Source organism: Flaviramulus multivorans (genome assembly GCF_021728415.1).
Taxonomy (GTDB): Bacteria; Bacteroidota; Bacteroidia; order Flavobacteriales; family Flavobacteriaceae; genus Sabulilitoribacter; species Sabulilitoribacter multivorans.
Genome location: NZ_JAKKDV010000002.1, coordinates 232,618 through 247,032, shown reverse-complemented (window position 1 = coordinate 247,032; position 14,415 = coordinate 232,618). Strand labels below are relative to the sequence as shown.

Below are 14,415 nucleotides of genomic sequence, written 5' to 3'. Positions count from 1 at the left end.
AGATGAAAGACCTATTTTTTTTACTGGTTTGCACCTTGTTTTCAATAAGTGTTAGTGCACAAAGTTACATAGGTGCATGGGAGCGATATCATACTTCTGACGAAGGCGAAAACTTAAAAAGTGTTGTGATATTTGCGGATGGATATCTAGCGATTGCAACATTTAATGCAGATACAGGTAAGTTTATTTCTACCGATGGTGGCACATGGAAATTAGAAGGTGATACTATGACCGAAACCATTGAATTTGATACAAACAATCCGGAACGTGTAGGTACTGAAATAAGCTTCCAAGTAACTATAAATGATTCCGTTATATCCATTGTAGGAGAGGATATGGATATGAAAAGAATTGATCACGGAACTCCGGGAAAATTACAAGGTGCTTGGTTAATGTCTGGTAGAATTAGAGATGGTAAAGAGCAAACGCGCGATGCAAGCGGACCAAGGAAAACCATGAAAATATTATCAGGAACGCGTTTTCAATGGATTGCATACAATACAGAAACAAAGCAATTTATGGGAACAGGAGGCGGAACATATACGACGATAGATGGAACGTATAAAGAGCACATAGAATTCTTTTCAAGAGACGATTCAAAAGCGGGTATAAGCTTGTCGTTTGACTATAGTTTGGTTGATGGTAATTGGCACCACAAAGGATTATCCAGCAAAGGAGACCCCATTCATGAAATTTGGAGTATAAGAAACTAATTATGTAGAAAATGATTTAAGTAATAATTAAAGTAAATACCAAAGCTAATTTTAAGTTTATAATATGAAAAAAACCATAATGTTTTTAACTTCAATATTTCTTTTTGCCTGCAACACTTCCAAAGAATCCCAAAAGGAAGTAACACAACCTATTTTAACCACAGGGCAAACATCAACACCTATGAGAGGTATTCCAAAATTAGATTTGAAAGCTGCTAATACGCTTGCAGAATTACCGCTGCATTGTATGAATACCGAATACCCAAACAAATTATCCCAAACTATTGGCAGTGACGAAGATTTATTACCACCGCGAACCTTACATCCAGCTTTTTACGGGTGTTTCGATTGGCATTCCGCAGTTCATGGACATTGGAGTTTGGTGAGTTTACTAAAGCAGTTTCCTAACTTAGATAATGCTGAGGCTATTAAGCAAAAGTTACTAAATAATATATCCAAAGAAAATATTAAAGCTGAAGTACAGTACTTTCATGGAAAACACAATAAAAGCTATGAGCGTACGTATGGTTGGGCATGGTTACTTAAACTCGCCGAAGAACTACACACATGGGATGATGCCACGGCCAGAACTTTAGAAGCTAATCTGCAACCTCTAACGGATTTACTTATTGAAAAATATATTGAGTTTTTGCCTAAACTCAACTATCCACTTCGTGTGGGAACGCATACCAATACCGCATTCGGACTCTCTTTTGCGTATGACTATGCCAAAACCGTAAACCACCAAGCACTAAAAGATGCGATTACTGAACGTGCTAAATTTTTCTTTTTAAACGACCAAAATTGCCCTATTACATGGGAACCCAGCGGAACCGATTTTTTATCGCCGTGTTTAGAGGAAGGAGCATTAATGAAACGCTTGTTACCAAAAGATGAATTTAAAGTATGGATGAGCAAGTTTTTACCCCAGTTAAAAGATAAAAATTATACCTTGGAAGTGGGCGTTGTCTCAGATAGAACCGATGGGCATTTGGTACATCTAGATGGGGTTAATTTTTCGCGCGCATGGAGTTTAAATACCATTGCAGAGGATTTGCCAGAATACTATCATTTAAGACACATTGCAAGTCAGCATATCAACTATTCCTTAGCAAATATTGTTGGCGATAGTTACGAAGGTGGGCATTGGCTGGGGAGTTTTGCTATTTATGCTTTAAACACTGTAACAGGTCATTAATTTTAACATAATTTAATGTTAAAGAATGATTGTTTGTTGAATACAATTTATCAAATAGACTTATTTTTAGTTTTTTAAATGACTAACTCATCTTATTATGAAATTATCTTCAAAGCTATTAATAGCGTTTTCGCTATTCGCATTCGGAGCTATGGCTCAAAATCCTTTAATAAATTTCCCTGCTCTTAGTCCTAATGGACAATTCATAGCTTTTAATTTTCAAGGCGATATCTGGACAGCAAATATTAATGGTCAGGATGCAAAACGCATCACCGTTCATGAAGCATACGATACCAATCCTATTTGGAGTCATGATGGTAAATCCATCGCTTTTCAAAGTGATAGATATGGAAATGATGATGTTTATATAATACCAGCAAATGGTGGTATTCCAAAGCGTTTAACTTATCATTCAACAGATGATGTTATTACTGATTTTACTAGTAAAGGTGACGTCATTTTTTCTACACGTAGAAATTTTGTACAAGTTGAAAGAGAGTATGAAGCTCATATAGTTAATGAGTCAGGAGGAACACCACAGCGGTATATGACTGCCACGGGTTTTGATTTCAAACTTTCACCAAATGGTAAGTTTGTTGTTTTTGTAAAAGGAAGTTGTAGGCTAGAAAGAGAAGCATATCAAGGTTCTGCTAATAGAGATTTGTGGTTATATAATATTCAGAATGATACTTACACACAGCTTACTACATATGATGGAAATGATTTTTATCCACAATGGGGTAATGACAATACCATTTATTTTCAATCATCAAGAGGTGGAAAATATAATATTCACAAACTAAGTATTGATAGCTCTGGAGCGAAGCAAGGTGCGATATCTCAAGTGAGTAGTTTTAAAGATATGGGCATTTTTTCATTTGATTTAAGTAAGAATGGAAAAGATTTGATTATGACGAAAGGGAATCAGGTTTTTATTATTGATGCTACAACGAATGTGCAAAGAGAGGTGAAAATCAATATAGCTTCCGATTACAGATTCGACCCGATAGCGCACAAAACCTATACAAATGATGTTGATGAAATTGCCATTTCTCCAAATGGAAACTATAGTGCGTTGGTTATTAGAGGTGAAATTTTTCTAAGTGAAACGGATAAAGATAAAAAACGAACCGTTAATGTATCTAACTCAGCTTTTAGAGATAGAGAAGTTAATTGGCTAAACGATAGTACACTAGTTTTTATATCGGATAGAGATGGACAAAATGATATATACTTAGTAAAATCAAATGACGCTAACCAAACCGATATTTTTAAAACCTTAAAACATAAGGTTGAAAGGCTGACTAATACTAACGAAAAAGAAAGTAGTTTGGTACTATCGCCAGATGCTAAACAAGTGGCTTTTGTAAGAGGCAACGGAAAACTGGTTGTTGCCAATATTGATAGCAAAGGAAAATTGTCTAATGAAAAAGTATTACTTGATGGATGGGATAACCCTAGCGGTATATCATGGTCTCCAGATTCTAAATGGTTGGCTTATAATTTAAGCGATTTAGATTTTAATGGTGAAATTTATATTCACAAAGCTGATAACTCTATGAAACCAGTCAATATTTCTATGCACCCAAAGCAGGACAGAGGTCCTGTTTGGAGTCCTGATGGAAAAAAATTGATGTTTTCTTCTAATAGAAATAATAGCGACTATGATGTTTGGTTTACGTGGTTAACAAAGGCTGATTGGGAAAAAACTGAGCAAGATTGGGAAGAAGAGGGTGATACGTCAAATGATAAAAAGGAAAGTGATAAAGATTCGAAAGACAAAAAGAAAAAGGATGCAGTTAAAGATGTTGTAATTGATTTTCAGGATATTCATGAGCGTCAAGTACAAGTAACATCGTTTGTTGGCGGCGAATTTGGACAACTGTTTTCTAAAGATGGTAAAACCATATATTATACCACAGGAGATGGTAGTAGAGGTGATGCCGACGTAGAATCAGATTTATATAAAATAAATTGGGATGGTAAAGACAAAAAAGCGATTACTACCAAAAATAGTAGACCATCAAACCTTACTGCTGATAAAAAATTATCGACTATATATTTTACTAAACGTGGTAGTGTGAATAGTTTAAATATGTCTAATGATAAGACTGAAAGTCTACCTTTTTCAGCAAAATTGGATATTGATTATAATAAAGAGTCAAAACAAATATTTGATGAAGCTTGGAATGCCATAAATGATGGTTTTTACGATCCAAACTTCCATGGTCAAGACTGGAAAGAACTTAAGAAAATATATGAGCCATTGGCACTTGGAGCTTCAACGCGTGCCGATTTTCAAACCATGTTTAATTGGATGTTAGGGCAAATCAATGCGAGTCATATGGGCTTTAGGTCTGGAGAAAACCGAGAAGATTTACAAAGAGAATCTACAGGGTTATTAGGTGTAGAATTAGAACCAACATCCAATGGTAACCTTAAAGTGGTAACCGTTGTTGATGATATGCCTGGTGATAGAAGTGTTAGCAAATTGTTTTTAGGAGATATAATTACAGGTGTTAACGGAACAAAACTTTCAAAAGATTTAAATGTGTATAGTTTGTTACAAGGGACTGCGAATGAGAAGATTTATTTAGAAGTTAATAGAAATGGTGCATCACAAGAAGTTATTATCCGACCAACAAGTAGTAACAGAACCGAAAACTATAATGCTTGGGTTGATGAACGTAAACGTTTAACAGATGTTTATTCTAACGGTAGATTGGGATATATTCATATTCAGGGAATGAACTGGACGAGTTTTGAACGATTCGAGCGAGAACTTACTGCCGCTGGTTTAGGAAAAGAAGGTATTGTTATAGATGTGAGATATAATGGTGGTGGTTGGACAACTGATTATTTAATGGCTGTGCTAAATGTAAAACAACATGCATATACGGTGCCACGAGGTGCTGCAAAAAATTTAGAGAAAGAACATAAAAACTTTATGGATCATTATCCGTTTAGCGAAAGATTACCATTAGCGTCATGGACGAAACCTTCTATTGCTTTATGCAATCAGAATAGCTATTCGAATGCCGAAATATTTTCACATGCTTATAAAGCTTTAGATTTAGGTACTTTAGTTGGTGTACCAACCTTTGGAGCGGTAATTTCAACAGGTGCGGCACGTTTAATTGATGGCTCTTCAGTAAGAATGCCTTTTAGAGGTTGGTATGTAAAAGAAACCATGTCGAATATGGAATTAGGACCTGCTGTTCCAGATATTATTGTTTATAATAATCCAGACGATAAAGCTAAAAACAAGGATACTCAATTAAAACGAGCGGTTGACGAATTATTAAGTCAGTTAAAATAAATTATATAGATTTTTTTGAAAAACCTTTTTAAAAATATAGGACCTGGACCCTTAATTGCTGCTGCTTTTATTGGCCCTGGCACTGTAACGGTTTGTACACTTGCAGGTGTAGGGTTTGGTTATGCACTATTATGGGCTATGGTTTTATCAATCATTGCTACCATTGTTTTACAAGAAATGTCGGCAAGATTAGGGATTATAACCCAAAAAGGATTGTCTGAAATCATAAGAACAGAAATAAAACACCCTGTTTTCAAATTTTTAGCCATTCTTTTAATTCTATCGGCAATTGTTATTGGAAATGCAGCTTATGAAGCTGGCAATATTACCGGTGGCGTTTTAGGGTTAGAGGCCATCGTTGGAAATCCAAGTTTGCAAATAGGTGAATTTTCAATTAATGTACTAAGCATTGTTATCGGCTTAATCGCTTTTGTTTTATTGTATTTAGGGAATTATAAAACTTTAGAGAAAGCACTTATTGGTTTGGTTACTCTAATGAGTATGGCGTTTTTAGTAACAGCTATTATAACAAAACCTAATATAATTGAAATTATAAAAGGCGCTCTTATCCCGAGATTCTCAAAGAATAGTTTACTTACTGTAATTGCGCTTATAGGAACAACCGTAGTGCCCTACAACTTATTTCTTCATGCTTCGTTGGTTAAGGAAAAATGGCATCATAAATCCGATTTACAATTTGCACGTAAAGACACATTTATAGCTGTTATTTTGGGTGGTTTAGTCTCTATGTGTATTATAATTTCGGCAGCTTCTATACAAAGTACCGATATTAAAAGTGCATCAGATTTAGCTTTAGGATTGGAACCTTTGTTTGGTAGTTTTGCTAAGTATTTTCTAGCGATAGGACTTTTTGCGTCAGGAATTACAAGTGCTATTACAGCACCATTAGCAGCTGCTTTTGTAACTACAGGTTGCTTGGGATGGTCATCAAACATGGCATCTAAAAGGTTTCGGGCTGTTTGGATGATCATTTTAGTTTTAGGGGTTTTATTTTCATCTTTAGGAATTAAGTCCATCGACATTATAAAATTTGCTCAAGTAGCAAACGGTATTTTGTTACCAGTAATTGCTGGATTTTTAATTTGGATTATGAATAAAGACTCCGTTTTGGGTAGTTATAAAAATTCAATAAAACAAAATATTTTTGGGTTTTTAATTCTAGGAATTAGTATCTTACTATCAGTAGCAACGCTAAATAAAGTATTTAGTTTAAATCTGTTTTAGTGCACAATCAAATTATAGATATAAATGCTGATGTTGGTGAGGGAATAGGTAACGAATCCTTGTTAATGCCTTATATTTCTTCATGTAATATTGCTTGTGGTGGTCACGCTGGAGATTACGAAACAATGCTTGAAGTTGTAAAGCTTGCTAAACAGCATAAAGTGAAAATAGGAGCGCATCCATCATTTCCTGATAAAGAACATTTTGGTAGAAAGGTTATAGAGATGCCTTGTGCAGCATTATTTTCTTCTATAAAAAAACAGATTGATGATTTAATCAAGATTTTAGATACGGAGCATTTGGTAATTCATCATATAAAACCCCATGGTGCGCTTTATAATTTGGCAGCAATAGATGAGCGAACTGCAAATGTTATTGTTGAGGTAATGAAAAGTTTTGTTTTACCTATAAAACTGTATGTTCCTTATAAATCGGTTATTGCTGATTTGGCATTAAAGAACAACATTAATATTACTTATGAAGCTTTTGCGGATAGAAATTATAATGATGATTTAACGCTGGTTTCAAGACAAGAAAAATGGGCATTAATTGATGATGAAAGTGTCATATTTGAGCATGTTTTTAAAATGGTTTCAGAGCATAAAGTTAAAACCATAAATAGCATAGAGGTTGCATTAAAAGCAGAAACCTTTTGTATTCATGGTGATACACCAAAAGCAGTGAAATTAGCTAAAAGTTTAAAAAACAAATTAGAGAAAAGGGGTTTTAAAGTGATGTAACCTACAATGGCTTTTAAATTAACATACAAACCTTTTGGTGAGCGCGCTATTTTAATAGAATGGCCTCAAAAAATTGATAAGTCAGTTTTAAAAGATATCCTTCTTTACAAAGAAAAAATTCAGATTTATAATACTGATTTTTTTCTTGATTTAAGAGTTGCATATAACTCGTTACTGGTAATTTATAAAAATAGCATTAATAACTTTTCTGTTGAGGTTTCAAAACTAAAAGACATTTATTTACAAAATAGCGTAATTACTAGAACAATTTTTCGAAAATGGAAGATTCCTGTGTGCTATGATGAAACATTTGGTTTGGACTTAGAGTTCATTTCAAAAGAAAAAAATATTTCTAAGGCAAATATAATTAAGCGTCATTCGCAAGCCATTTACACCGTTTATTTTATAGGTTTTCTTCCTGGATTTTTATACTTAGGAGGTTTAGATGAGATATTACATACCCCAAGAAAACCATCTCCAAGATTACGCATTGAAAAAGGTGCTGTGGCTATTGGTGGCAATCAAACAGGAATATACCCAAACGAAAGCCCTGGTGGATGGAATATTATTGGGAATGCCCCTATTAATTTTTTTGATGTTTCAAAATCAAGTCCTTGTTTCGCTATGGCTGGAGATTCGATTCAATTTTATCCTGTTACACTTGATGAATATCATCATATAAAAACTTTAGTAGAGGCTGGTGTATATCAAATAGAAAGCGAGGTGTTTGATGATTAAAGTTTTAAAACCTGGGTTTTATTCTACAATTCAAGATTTAGGGCGTATTGGTTTTCAGCAATTCGGTGTGCCGTATTCGGGTGTAATGGATAGAAAAGCAGCAACAGTAGCCAATGCACTTTTAGGAAATGATGAAAGTGATGCAGTTATTGAAATGACTATGACTGGTGCAACATTTCAATTTAGTACAAACACCTTTATCGCAATTTCAGGAGCCGATATGTCTCCAAAATTAAATAACCAAGCTATTCAATGTAATAAAATGGTGGCTGTAAAATTTAATGATGTATTGTCGTTTGGTAAATTAAATACTGGTTTTAGGTGTTATTTAGCGGTTTTAGGCGGTTTTAATACCGAAATTGTAATGAATAGCAAAAGTATGTACAAGAACATTACGGAGCAGTCAGTAATCAAAAAGGATGATGACTTGATGATTTTTAAAGATTCTATTACAAACATATCGCATCACGCAAGTATTAGGTTTAATACAGACTATATAAATTCTAATATTATAGAAGTGCATAGAGGTCCTGAATTTTATTTTTTATCAGAAAATCAGCAAAAAGCATTGTTTGCAACAGATTTTTCTATTTCAAAAGATAATAACCGAATGGCTTATCAGATGGAAGAAACCTTTCAGAATAATTTAAAACCCATTATAACATCGGCAGTTTTACCAGGTACGGTTCAATTAACACCTTCTGGTAAATTGATTGTTTTAATGCGCGACTGTCAAACAACTGGTGGTTACCCAAGAGTATTGCAACTTACAGAATCGGCTATTAATATTATAGCTCAAAAGTTTACAGGGAATACCATTCGCTTTAAACTTATTCCCCAAAATTAAGTTAAGGTACCGTTATGAAGGTAAAGTATTGTTTAGTTTTGCGACAGACTAGAAAAGTTTTATTATGATAAAAAAGCTCAGCCTAATATCTGTTTTATTAATTCTATTGCTTAGTTGTGAGCAAAAATCGGAAGATGCTAATGCGATTATAGATAAATCTATAGAAGTTTCAGGAGGACAATTTTTAAAAAAATCAATTATTGGATTTGAATTTAGAGGACGACAATATGCTGCCAATCGATATAATGGAAAATTTTCACTTTCTAGACTCACTATAAAAGAGCCTGATACTATTTTCGATACATTAAATAATAATGAGTTTAGTCGATTTGTAAACGGAGAAACTATTGAAGTTCCCGATTCTATGGCTACCAGATATAGCGCATCCGTAAATTCTGTACACTATTTTGCTGTGTTACCCTATGGTTTAAATGGAAAGGCTGTTAATAAAACCTATTTAAAAGACGTTGAATTAAAAGGTAAGACTTATCATAAAATAAAAGTGACTTTTGATGAAGAAGGAGGAGGCGAAGACTTTGAAGATGTATTTATTTATTGGGTAAATACCGAAAGCTTTAAAGTAGATTATTTAGCGTATTCTTATGCTGAAAATGATGGTACGGGTTTACGCTTTCGTGAAGCTTATAATGAGCGATATATTGAAGGTATTAGATTTGTAGACTATAATAATTATAAACCAAAAAACAACATGGTGTTACTTGAAAGCCTAGATTCATTATTCGAAAACAACGAATTAGAATTGCTTTCAAAAATAGAATTGGAAAACATAATCGTTAGCCTTAATTCTAATCAATAAACAGAAGACTGCTGGTTATTTGATTATTAATGATTGTAACAATATAAAGATTGGCATTATTGGCATCATCAATATCTTCATAAGTATTAGTTTTAAGAATTGTATTTACAAAACCCGGTGTTGTATTGCTGTGACCAACTACTAATACGTTTTTTCCTTTTGTAGTGTTTATAAAAGAATCAATCTCAATAGTTCTTGGGTTATATAAAATAAGGTCTAAATTATTATTTGTTGCTGTAGGAAGTGCCGTTTCACGAGTCCTGTTATAATCTGTTGAATAGACAGCATCAAAAGAAACATTTTTTAAAACCTCACTCCATTTTTTCGCTCTTTCAAGCCCCTTTTCAGTAAGGTGTGGGTCATTGTTTAAACTATCACTTCTATCTTTTTCGGCATGTCGAATAAAATAATATGTTGATGTGATTTTTTCTTCTGATGGTATTCTGTTTTGTTCTTGTTTACAAGACGTTATTGACAGAATACAAACGAGAGCGAATAAATTTATAAGTTTCATTTTAATAATTTTTTTGAAGATATAATATTATTGTAAATCTTTAACTAGAATGAGTATGCCTTTTAAGTGTTTATGTATCCGTTTAAATTTTAATCTATAACCACCTACCACTTTAAAGCCTTGTTTTTTGTAAAATTTAAGTGCTTGTTCTTGCGAATCCATGGCTTCAAGCCATATTAACTCACTATTATTTTTAATGGCTTGAGTTTCTACCCATTCAAATAGTTGTTTAGCTACACCTTTACCCTGTATTTCTTCACTAATATAAATTCGGTGAACATACGTAGCTAATTTTTCAGGCTCTTGATTTAATGCTTTATTGAAATTAACTCGAAGAATTCCTGATACTTTGTTGTTGTATAAAACAAAATAATAGCAAGTTTCAGTTTCATTAAGTTCTTTGTTGAGTTGTTCTTTATTATAACATTGATTCAAATACCAACTACAATCTTCTTGCTCCCATAAATGCTTATATGCGGGTGGATAAAGAGCATTCATTAAATCTACCAGCTGATCATGGTTATTTAAGTTGATGGCTTTTAATTGAGTGTTGTCTGAGATATTTATCATTTAGACTATGCTAGTTCTAAAGCGATTTTAATCATATCCTTAAAAGTAGTTTCTCGCTCTTTACTCGTAGTGCGTTCTCCAGTTACTAATGAATCTGAAATTGTTAATATGGAAAGTGCATTTACATTGTGTTTTGCTGCCACAGTATATAACCCAGCGGTTTCCATTTCCACACAAAGCACTCCAAATTTCGACCACTTTTTATACGATTCGAAATCATCAGCATAAAACTCATCCGAAGTAAACACATTTCCAGCTTTTAATGGGATATTTTTAATTGCTGCTGCTTCCACAGCTTTTTTAAATAGATCAAAATTTGCGGTTGGTGCATAGTCAGCACCTCCAAAACGTAACTCATTCACACCTGAATTTGAAGAAGCCGCCATAGCGAGTACAATATCTCTAATTTTTACATGTTTTTGATAAGACCCAGCACTACCAACACGAATTAAATTTTTAACCCCGTATTCGGTTATTAATTCATGGGCATAAATAGAAATGGAGGGAACACCCATACCAGTACCCATTACCGAAACATGCTTTCCATTATAACTGCCTGTATAACCGAACATATTCCTGACCTTATTAAAACAAACAGGGTTTTCTAAAAATGTTTCAGCAATCCATTTAGCACGTAATGGATCACCGGGAAGTAATATAGTTTCGGCAATCTCACCTTTTTTAGCTTCAATATGAACGCTCATATTTTAATAATTTGAGTTTGAAGTTTTACCGGTAACAATCGATACTCCAGAAGAAGTACCCAGTCTGTTAACTCCAATATTAATGTATTCTAAAGCTGTTTCAGCATCTTTTATGCCACCAGAAGCTTTTATCCCAACTTTATTTTTTGCCACGTTTTGCATGAGTTTTACATCATGAATGGTAGCGCCACCAGAGCCAAAACCAGTAGAAGTTTTTAAAAAATCTGCGCCAGCTTGTATCGCAATTTCACTAGCTTTAATAATTTCGTTGTCTACAAGATAACAGGTTTCTAAAATTACTTTTAGTATGTTATTTGGCATAATGTTTTTAACAGCCTTAATATCTTCTAAAACATCGTCATAATCTTTACTTTTTAGCAAGCCTAAGTTAATCACCATATCAATTTCATCTCCACCATCTTTTAAGGCTAATTTTGCTTCTTCAACCTTTGCATTTGTATTCATAGCTCCTAACGGGAAACCAATTACGCTACAAACTTTAACAGAACTATTTTTTAGATGTTGTTTTGCTAATTTAACATAGCAGCTATTGAGGCAAACCGAAAAGAAATCATAGGTAATAGCTTCATTACAAAGGTTTGCAATATCATGCTTTGTGGCTGTTGGTTTAAGAAGTGTATGATCAATAAACTTATTTAATTTCACTTTTTAAAAGATTTTATGCCTGAAATTATTTATAAGTGAATTTAATCAAATTATAAATATGATTGAACATATTTAATAAAAGAAAAGTAAACGGCAATAATAATTACGACTACCTTTTTATATTGAAAGATAGGTTAAAAGTTAAATCAATATAAAGTATTAAACTTTTGTAATTATAGAGCTATCTGAGGTAGTTTTTGACTTCTCTAAATTCTCCAAATATTGTTTGAATATTTTAGAATTTCTAATTTGTTGCGCTTTATTTGTTGCCATAATATTTGTAGCTGTTTCAACTCTATCTGCACCAGCTTCAATATATTTAAGTATAGATTCATAGTCATCAATACCACCAGATGCTTTTATTTTGACTTTATCTCTAACAATTTTCTTGATCATTTTCACAGCTGTGAAAGTCGCTCCGTTTTTAGTAAACCCAGTTGATGTTTTAATGTAATCTGCACCAGCATCTAAGCATATTTCGCAAACTTTAACGATTTCATTTTTATTTAACTCATCAATTTCAATCGTTACTTTAAGCGGTGTATTTTCTATGGCAAATTTAATATCGCTAATATCTTTTAAGACAGAAACATAATTTCTACTTTTAAGTAACCCAAGATTGATGACCATATCAATTTCGCTTGCTCCATCTTTAATAGCTTGTTGAGCTTCAAATATTTTAGACTTAGTTGAAGCTGCACCTAAAGGGAATCCAACTACAGCAGATATATTGATATCAGTTTCTTTTAGAAATTGATTCGCTAATGATACATAACAACTATTTATACAAATGCCGTAAAAGTTGTATTGGATAGCCTCTTGGCAAAGTTGAATAATATCGCTCTCTGTGGTTGTTGAATCTAATAACGCGTAATCAATATATCTTGTAATATTCATTTTTAATAGTAGGATTTATTTCTTATTAAACTAAAATCAACAAATTGGGTAGATTTGTTGATTTTTTTATTCAAGTTTTGGGACTCATATGAAGCTAAAATAAAGATTTAAATTGAGAGTGTTTGAGTTAATTGTAAGTTTTTATTAACAACAATTTGTTGATTTAAATAACTAATATAGTATAAAATTTTTATCTAAAATTAGTAATGTTTTACATTTCGATTAGGTTTTAGCTGAATAAGGCGTTCTTCGAAACTGCTTGCCTCAATTGGTTTTTCAACGCTTTTAAATAATTGCATAAAAGCTTCATCGTGGTTTTGACGTTTTTGTTCAAGTAAATTAAAGTGAACAAAACTGCACCAGATAATGGATTTTAAATGACTTTTATCTTCATTATACATGCGCATTTCTACTTGCAGTTGACTGGTGTCAAAATTTATTAGTTGTGATTCTATAACAACAGTTTCCATCAGAAATGCAGGTTTTAAATATGCTATTTGATTAGCACTAGACACCCAACTTTTACCTTCTTTTTTAGCCATTTTGTAAATATCAACATCATAATGTTCTATAAGGGTATCTTCGCGATGATTCATAAAATAATTGATATAACTACTATTGTTGAGGTGATTAAAAGGATCACAATCTTGAAATCTAATTTTGGCTTTACTCTGTAGAACTTTAGGAAGTGGATTCATAAATATTCGTTTTTATAATATACCGATTGGTATATTGTTAATTAAAAATTTTTAAATTTTAAGTTCTTTTTCTATAATTTGATCTATAAGATTCATGGTGTCTTTCATATAAAAATCGTCATTCATGGTATAGGTCATAAAAACAGCTCCTTGAATCATTGTATCAATTCGTTTCGCATATTGCATGGCGTTAATTTCGGTAGATATTTCACCTTCTTCAATGGCATCTTCAATTATTGAGCAAAGTTTGTCTTGTATACGCTGAATAGTATCACGTACTTTATTCAACAATTCGCTATTGCTGTTATTTGCGTCTACACCAATATTTAAAACAGGGCATCCACCTAAATGTTTACTGAAATGATAATAATTTCTGTAAAAATCTGTAATTAAAAATAACTTTTGAATAGGGGAGTTGCTCAATTCTAAATGCTTAGATAAGGGCTTTAACAATGAATTAACCATATATTTAAACGACGCATAGGCAAGGTCTTCTTTATTTTTAAAGTTACCGTAAATAGCTCCTTTTGTAAGTCCCGTTGCTTGTGTGATATCATTCAAACTGGTAGCTGCATAACCATTTTTATTAAAAATAGGCGCTGAAACCTCAATGATATATTGTGCTGTAAGTTTTGCTTTTGTCGTCATGATTATTCAAATATATAAAAAATATACCAAACGGTATATTTTTTTAAAAAGGAAAAGCAACAATCATTTTAAATTAATAAAACTCATGTTGCTTTTCAACT

General features: G+C 32.7%; 15 protein-coding genes. 8 read left to right on the top strand and 7 right to left on the bottom strand.

The window, feature by feature from the left end; all coding sequences use genetic code 11:
- Window positions 1-2 precede the first annotated feature (2 nt).
- From L3X39_RS05920 to L3X39_RS05885, 8 genes are all read left to right on the top strand, one after another.
- Entirely contained in the window at window positions 3-713 is a 711-nt protein-coding gene (locus L3X39_RS05920) for a DUF4488 domain-containing protein (protein ID WP_237230853.1), read from the top strand.
- 64 nt (window positions 714-777) lie between these two features.
- A complete protein-coding gene (locus L3X39_RS05915; protein ID WP_237230852.1) occupies window positions 778-1,911 on the top strand; it encodes a DUF2891 domain-containing protein in 1,134 nt (377 codons plus the stop codon).
- A gap of 97 nt (window positions 1,912-2,008) precedes the next feature.
- Window positions 2,009-5,230: a S41 family peptidase gene (locus L3X39_RS05910; protein WP_237230851.1), complete on the top strand. Its 3,222-nt coding sequence runs from the start codon at window positions 2,009-2,011 to the stop codon at window positions 5,228-5,230.
- A gap of 15 nt (window positions 5,231-5,245) precedes the next feature.
- Window positions 5,246-6,475, top strand: a complete 1,230-nt coding sequence (locus L3X39_RS05905; RefSeq protein WP_237230850.1) for an Nramp family divalent metal transporter — start codon at window positions 5,246-5,248, stop codon at window positions 6,473-6,475.
- Entirely contained in the window at window positions 6,475-7,215 is a 741-nt protein-coding gene (gene pxpA, locus L3X39_RS05900; protein ID WP_237230849.1) for a 5-oxoprolinase subunit PxpA, read from the top strand. The genes L3X39_RS05905 and pxpA overlap by 1 nt, the downstream gene beginning before the upstream one ends.
- A gap of 6 nt (window positions 7,216-7,221) precedes the next feature.
- Window positions 7,222-7,953 (top strand): 5-oxoprolinase subunit PxpB, encoded by a 732-nt coding sequence (gene pxpB / locus L3X39_RS05895; protein ID WP_237230848.1) that lies wholly within the window; start codon window positions 7,222-7,224, stop codon window positions 7,951-7,953.
- On the top strand, window positions 7,946-8,800 hold the full coding sequence (locus L3X39_RS05890; protein WP_237230847.1) for a 5-oxoprolinase subunit C family protein: 855 nt from the start codon (window positions 7,946-7,948) through the stop codon (window positions 8,798-8,800). Before pxpB ends, L3X39_RS05890 begins: the two co-directional genes overlap by 8 nt.
- A gap of 64 nt (window positions 8,801-8,864) precedes the next feature.
- Complete coding sequence (locus L3X39_RS05885) at window positions 8,865-9,617, top strand: DUF6503 family protein (protein ID WP_237230846.1); 753 nt, start codon at window positions 8,865-8,867, stop codon at window positions 9,615-9,617.
- Here the strand turns inward: L3X39_RS05885 and L3X39_RS05880 are convergent.
- From L3X39_RS05880 to L3X39_RS05850, 7 genes are all read right to left on the bottom strand, one after another.
- Entirely contained in the window at window positions 9,607-10,131 is a 525-nt protein-coding gene (locus tag L3X39_RS05880) for a phosphoglycerate mutase family protein (protein WP_237230845.1), read from the bottom strand. The genes L3X39_RS05885 and L3X39_RS05880 overlap by 11 nt on opposite strands.
- A 27-nt stretch (window positions 10,132-10,158) precedes the next feature.
- A complete protein-coding gene (locus tag L3X39_RS05875) occupies window positions 10,159-10,701 on the bottom strand; it encodes a GNAT family N-acetyltransferase (RefSeq protein WP_237230844.1) in 543 nt (180 codons plus the stop codon).
- A 5-nt stretch (window positions 10,702-10,706) separates the two neighbouring features.
- Window positions 10,707-11,405 carry a purine-nucleoside phosphorylase gene (gene deoD, locus L3X39_RS05870; protein ID WP_237230843.1) on the bottom strand — a complete coding sequence of 233 codons (699 nt, stop codon included), beginning with the start codon at window positions 11,403-11,405 and terminating at the stop codon, window positions 10,707-10,709.
- 3 nt (window positions 11,406-11,408) lie between these two features.
- Window positions 11,409-12,071 carry a deoxyribose-phosphate aldolase gene (deoC, locus tag L3X39_RS05865; RefSeq protein ID WP_237230842.1) on the bottom strand — a complete coding sequence of 221 codons (663 nt, stop codon included), beginning with the start codon at window positions 12,069-12,071 and terminating at the stop codon, window positions 11,409-11,411.
- 159 nt (window positions 12,072-12,230) lie between these two features.
- Window positions 12,231-12,968, bottom strand: a complete 738-nt coding sequence (gene deoC, locus L3X39_RS05860) for a deoxyribose-phosphate aldolase (RefSeq protein ID WP_237230841.1) — start codon at window positions 12,966-12,968, stop codon at window positions 12,231-12,233.
- Between the two features lie 200 nt (window positions 12,969-13,168).
- Entirely contained in the window at window positions 13,169-13,666 is a 498-nt protein-coding gene (locus L3X39_RS05855; protein WP_237230840.1) for an acyl-CoA thioesterase, read from the bottom strand.
- Window positions 13,667-13,717: 51 nt separating this feature from the next.
- On the bottom strand, window positions 13,718-14,314 hold the full coding sequence (locus L3X39_RS05850) for a TetR/AcrR family transcriptional regulator (protein WP_237230839.1): 597 nt from the start codon (window positions 14,312-14,314) through the stop codon (window positions 13,718-13,720).
- Window positions 14,315-14,415 lie beyond the last annotated feature (101 nt).

Bases quoted from the DNA above. Each gene is read 5' to 3' on its own strand.
- L3X39_RS05885 (WP_237230846.1), top strand. From the start codon at position 8,865: ATGATAAAAAAGCTCAGCCTAATATCTGTTTTATTAATTCTATTGCTT.
- L3X39_RS05880 (WP_237230845.1), bottom strand. From the start codon at position 10,131: ATGAAACTTATAAATTTATTCGCTCTCGTTTGTATTCTGTCAATAACG.
- L3X39_RS05910 (WP_237230851.1), top strand. From the start codon at position 2,009: ATGAAATTATCTTCAAAGCTATTAATAGCGTTTTCGCTATTCGCATTC.
- L3X39_RS05890 (WP_237230847.1), top strand. From the start codon at position 7,946: ATGATTAAAGTTTTAAAACCTGGGTTTTATTCTACAATTCAAGATTTA.
- L3X39_RS05920 (WP_237230853.1), top strand. From the start codon at position 3: ATGAAAGACCTATTTTTTTTACTGGTTTGCACCTTGTTTTCAATAAGT.
- L3X39_RS05850 (WP_237230839.1), bottom strand. From the start codon at position 14,314: ATGACGACAAAAGCAAAACTTACAGCACAATATATCATTGAGGTTTCA.
- deoD (WP_237230843.1), bottom strand. From the start codon at position 11,405: ATGAGCGTTCATATTGAAGCTAAAAAAGGTGAGATTGCCGAAACTATA.
- L3X39_RS05855 (WP_237230840.1), bottom strand. From the start codon at position 13,666: ATGAATCCACTTCCTAAAGTTCTACAGAGTAAAGCCAAAATTAGATTT.
- L3X39_RS05875 (WP_237230844.1), bottom strand. From the start codon at position 10,701: ATGATAAATATCTCAGACAACACTCAATTAAAAGCCATCAACTTAAAT.
- L3X39_RS05915 (WP_237230852.1), top strand. From the start codon at position 778: ATGAAAAAAACCATAATGTTTTTAACTTCAATATTTCTTTTTGCCTGC.
- pxpB (WP_237230848.1), top strand. From the start codon at position 7,222: ATGGCTTTTAAATTAACATACAAACCTTTTGGTGAGCGCGCTATTTTA.
- deoC (WP_237230841.1), bottom strand. From the start codon at position 12,968: ATGAATATTACAAGATATATTGATTACGCGTTATTAGATTCAACAACC.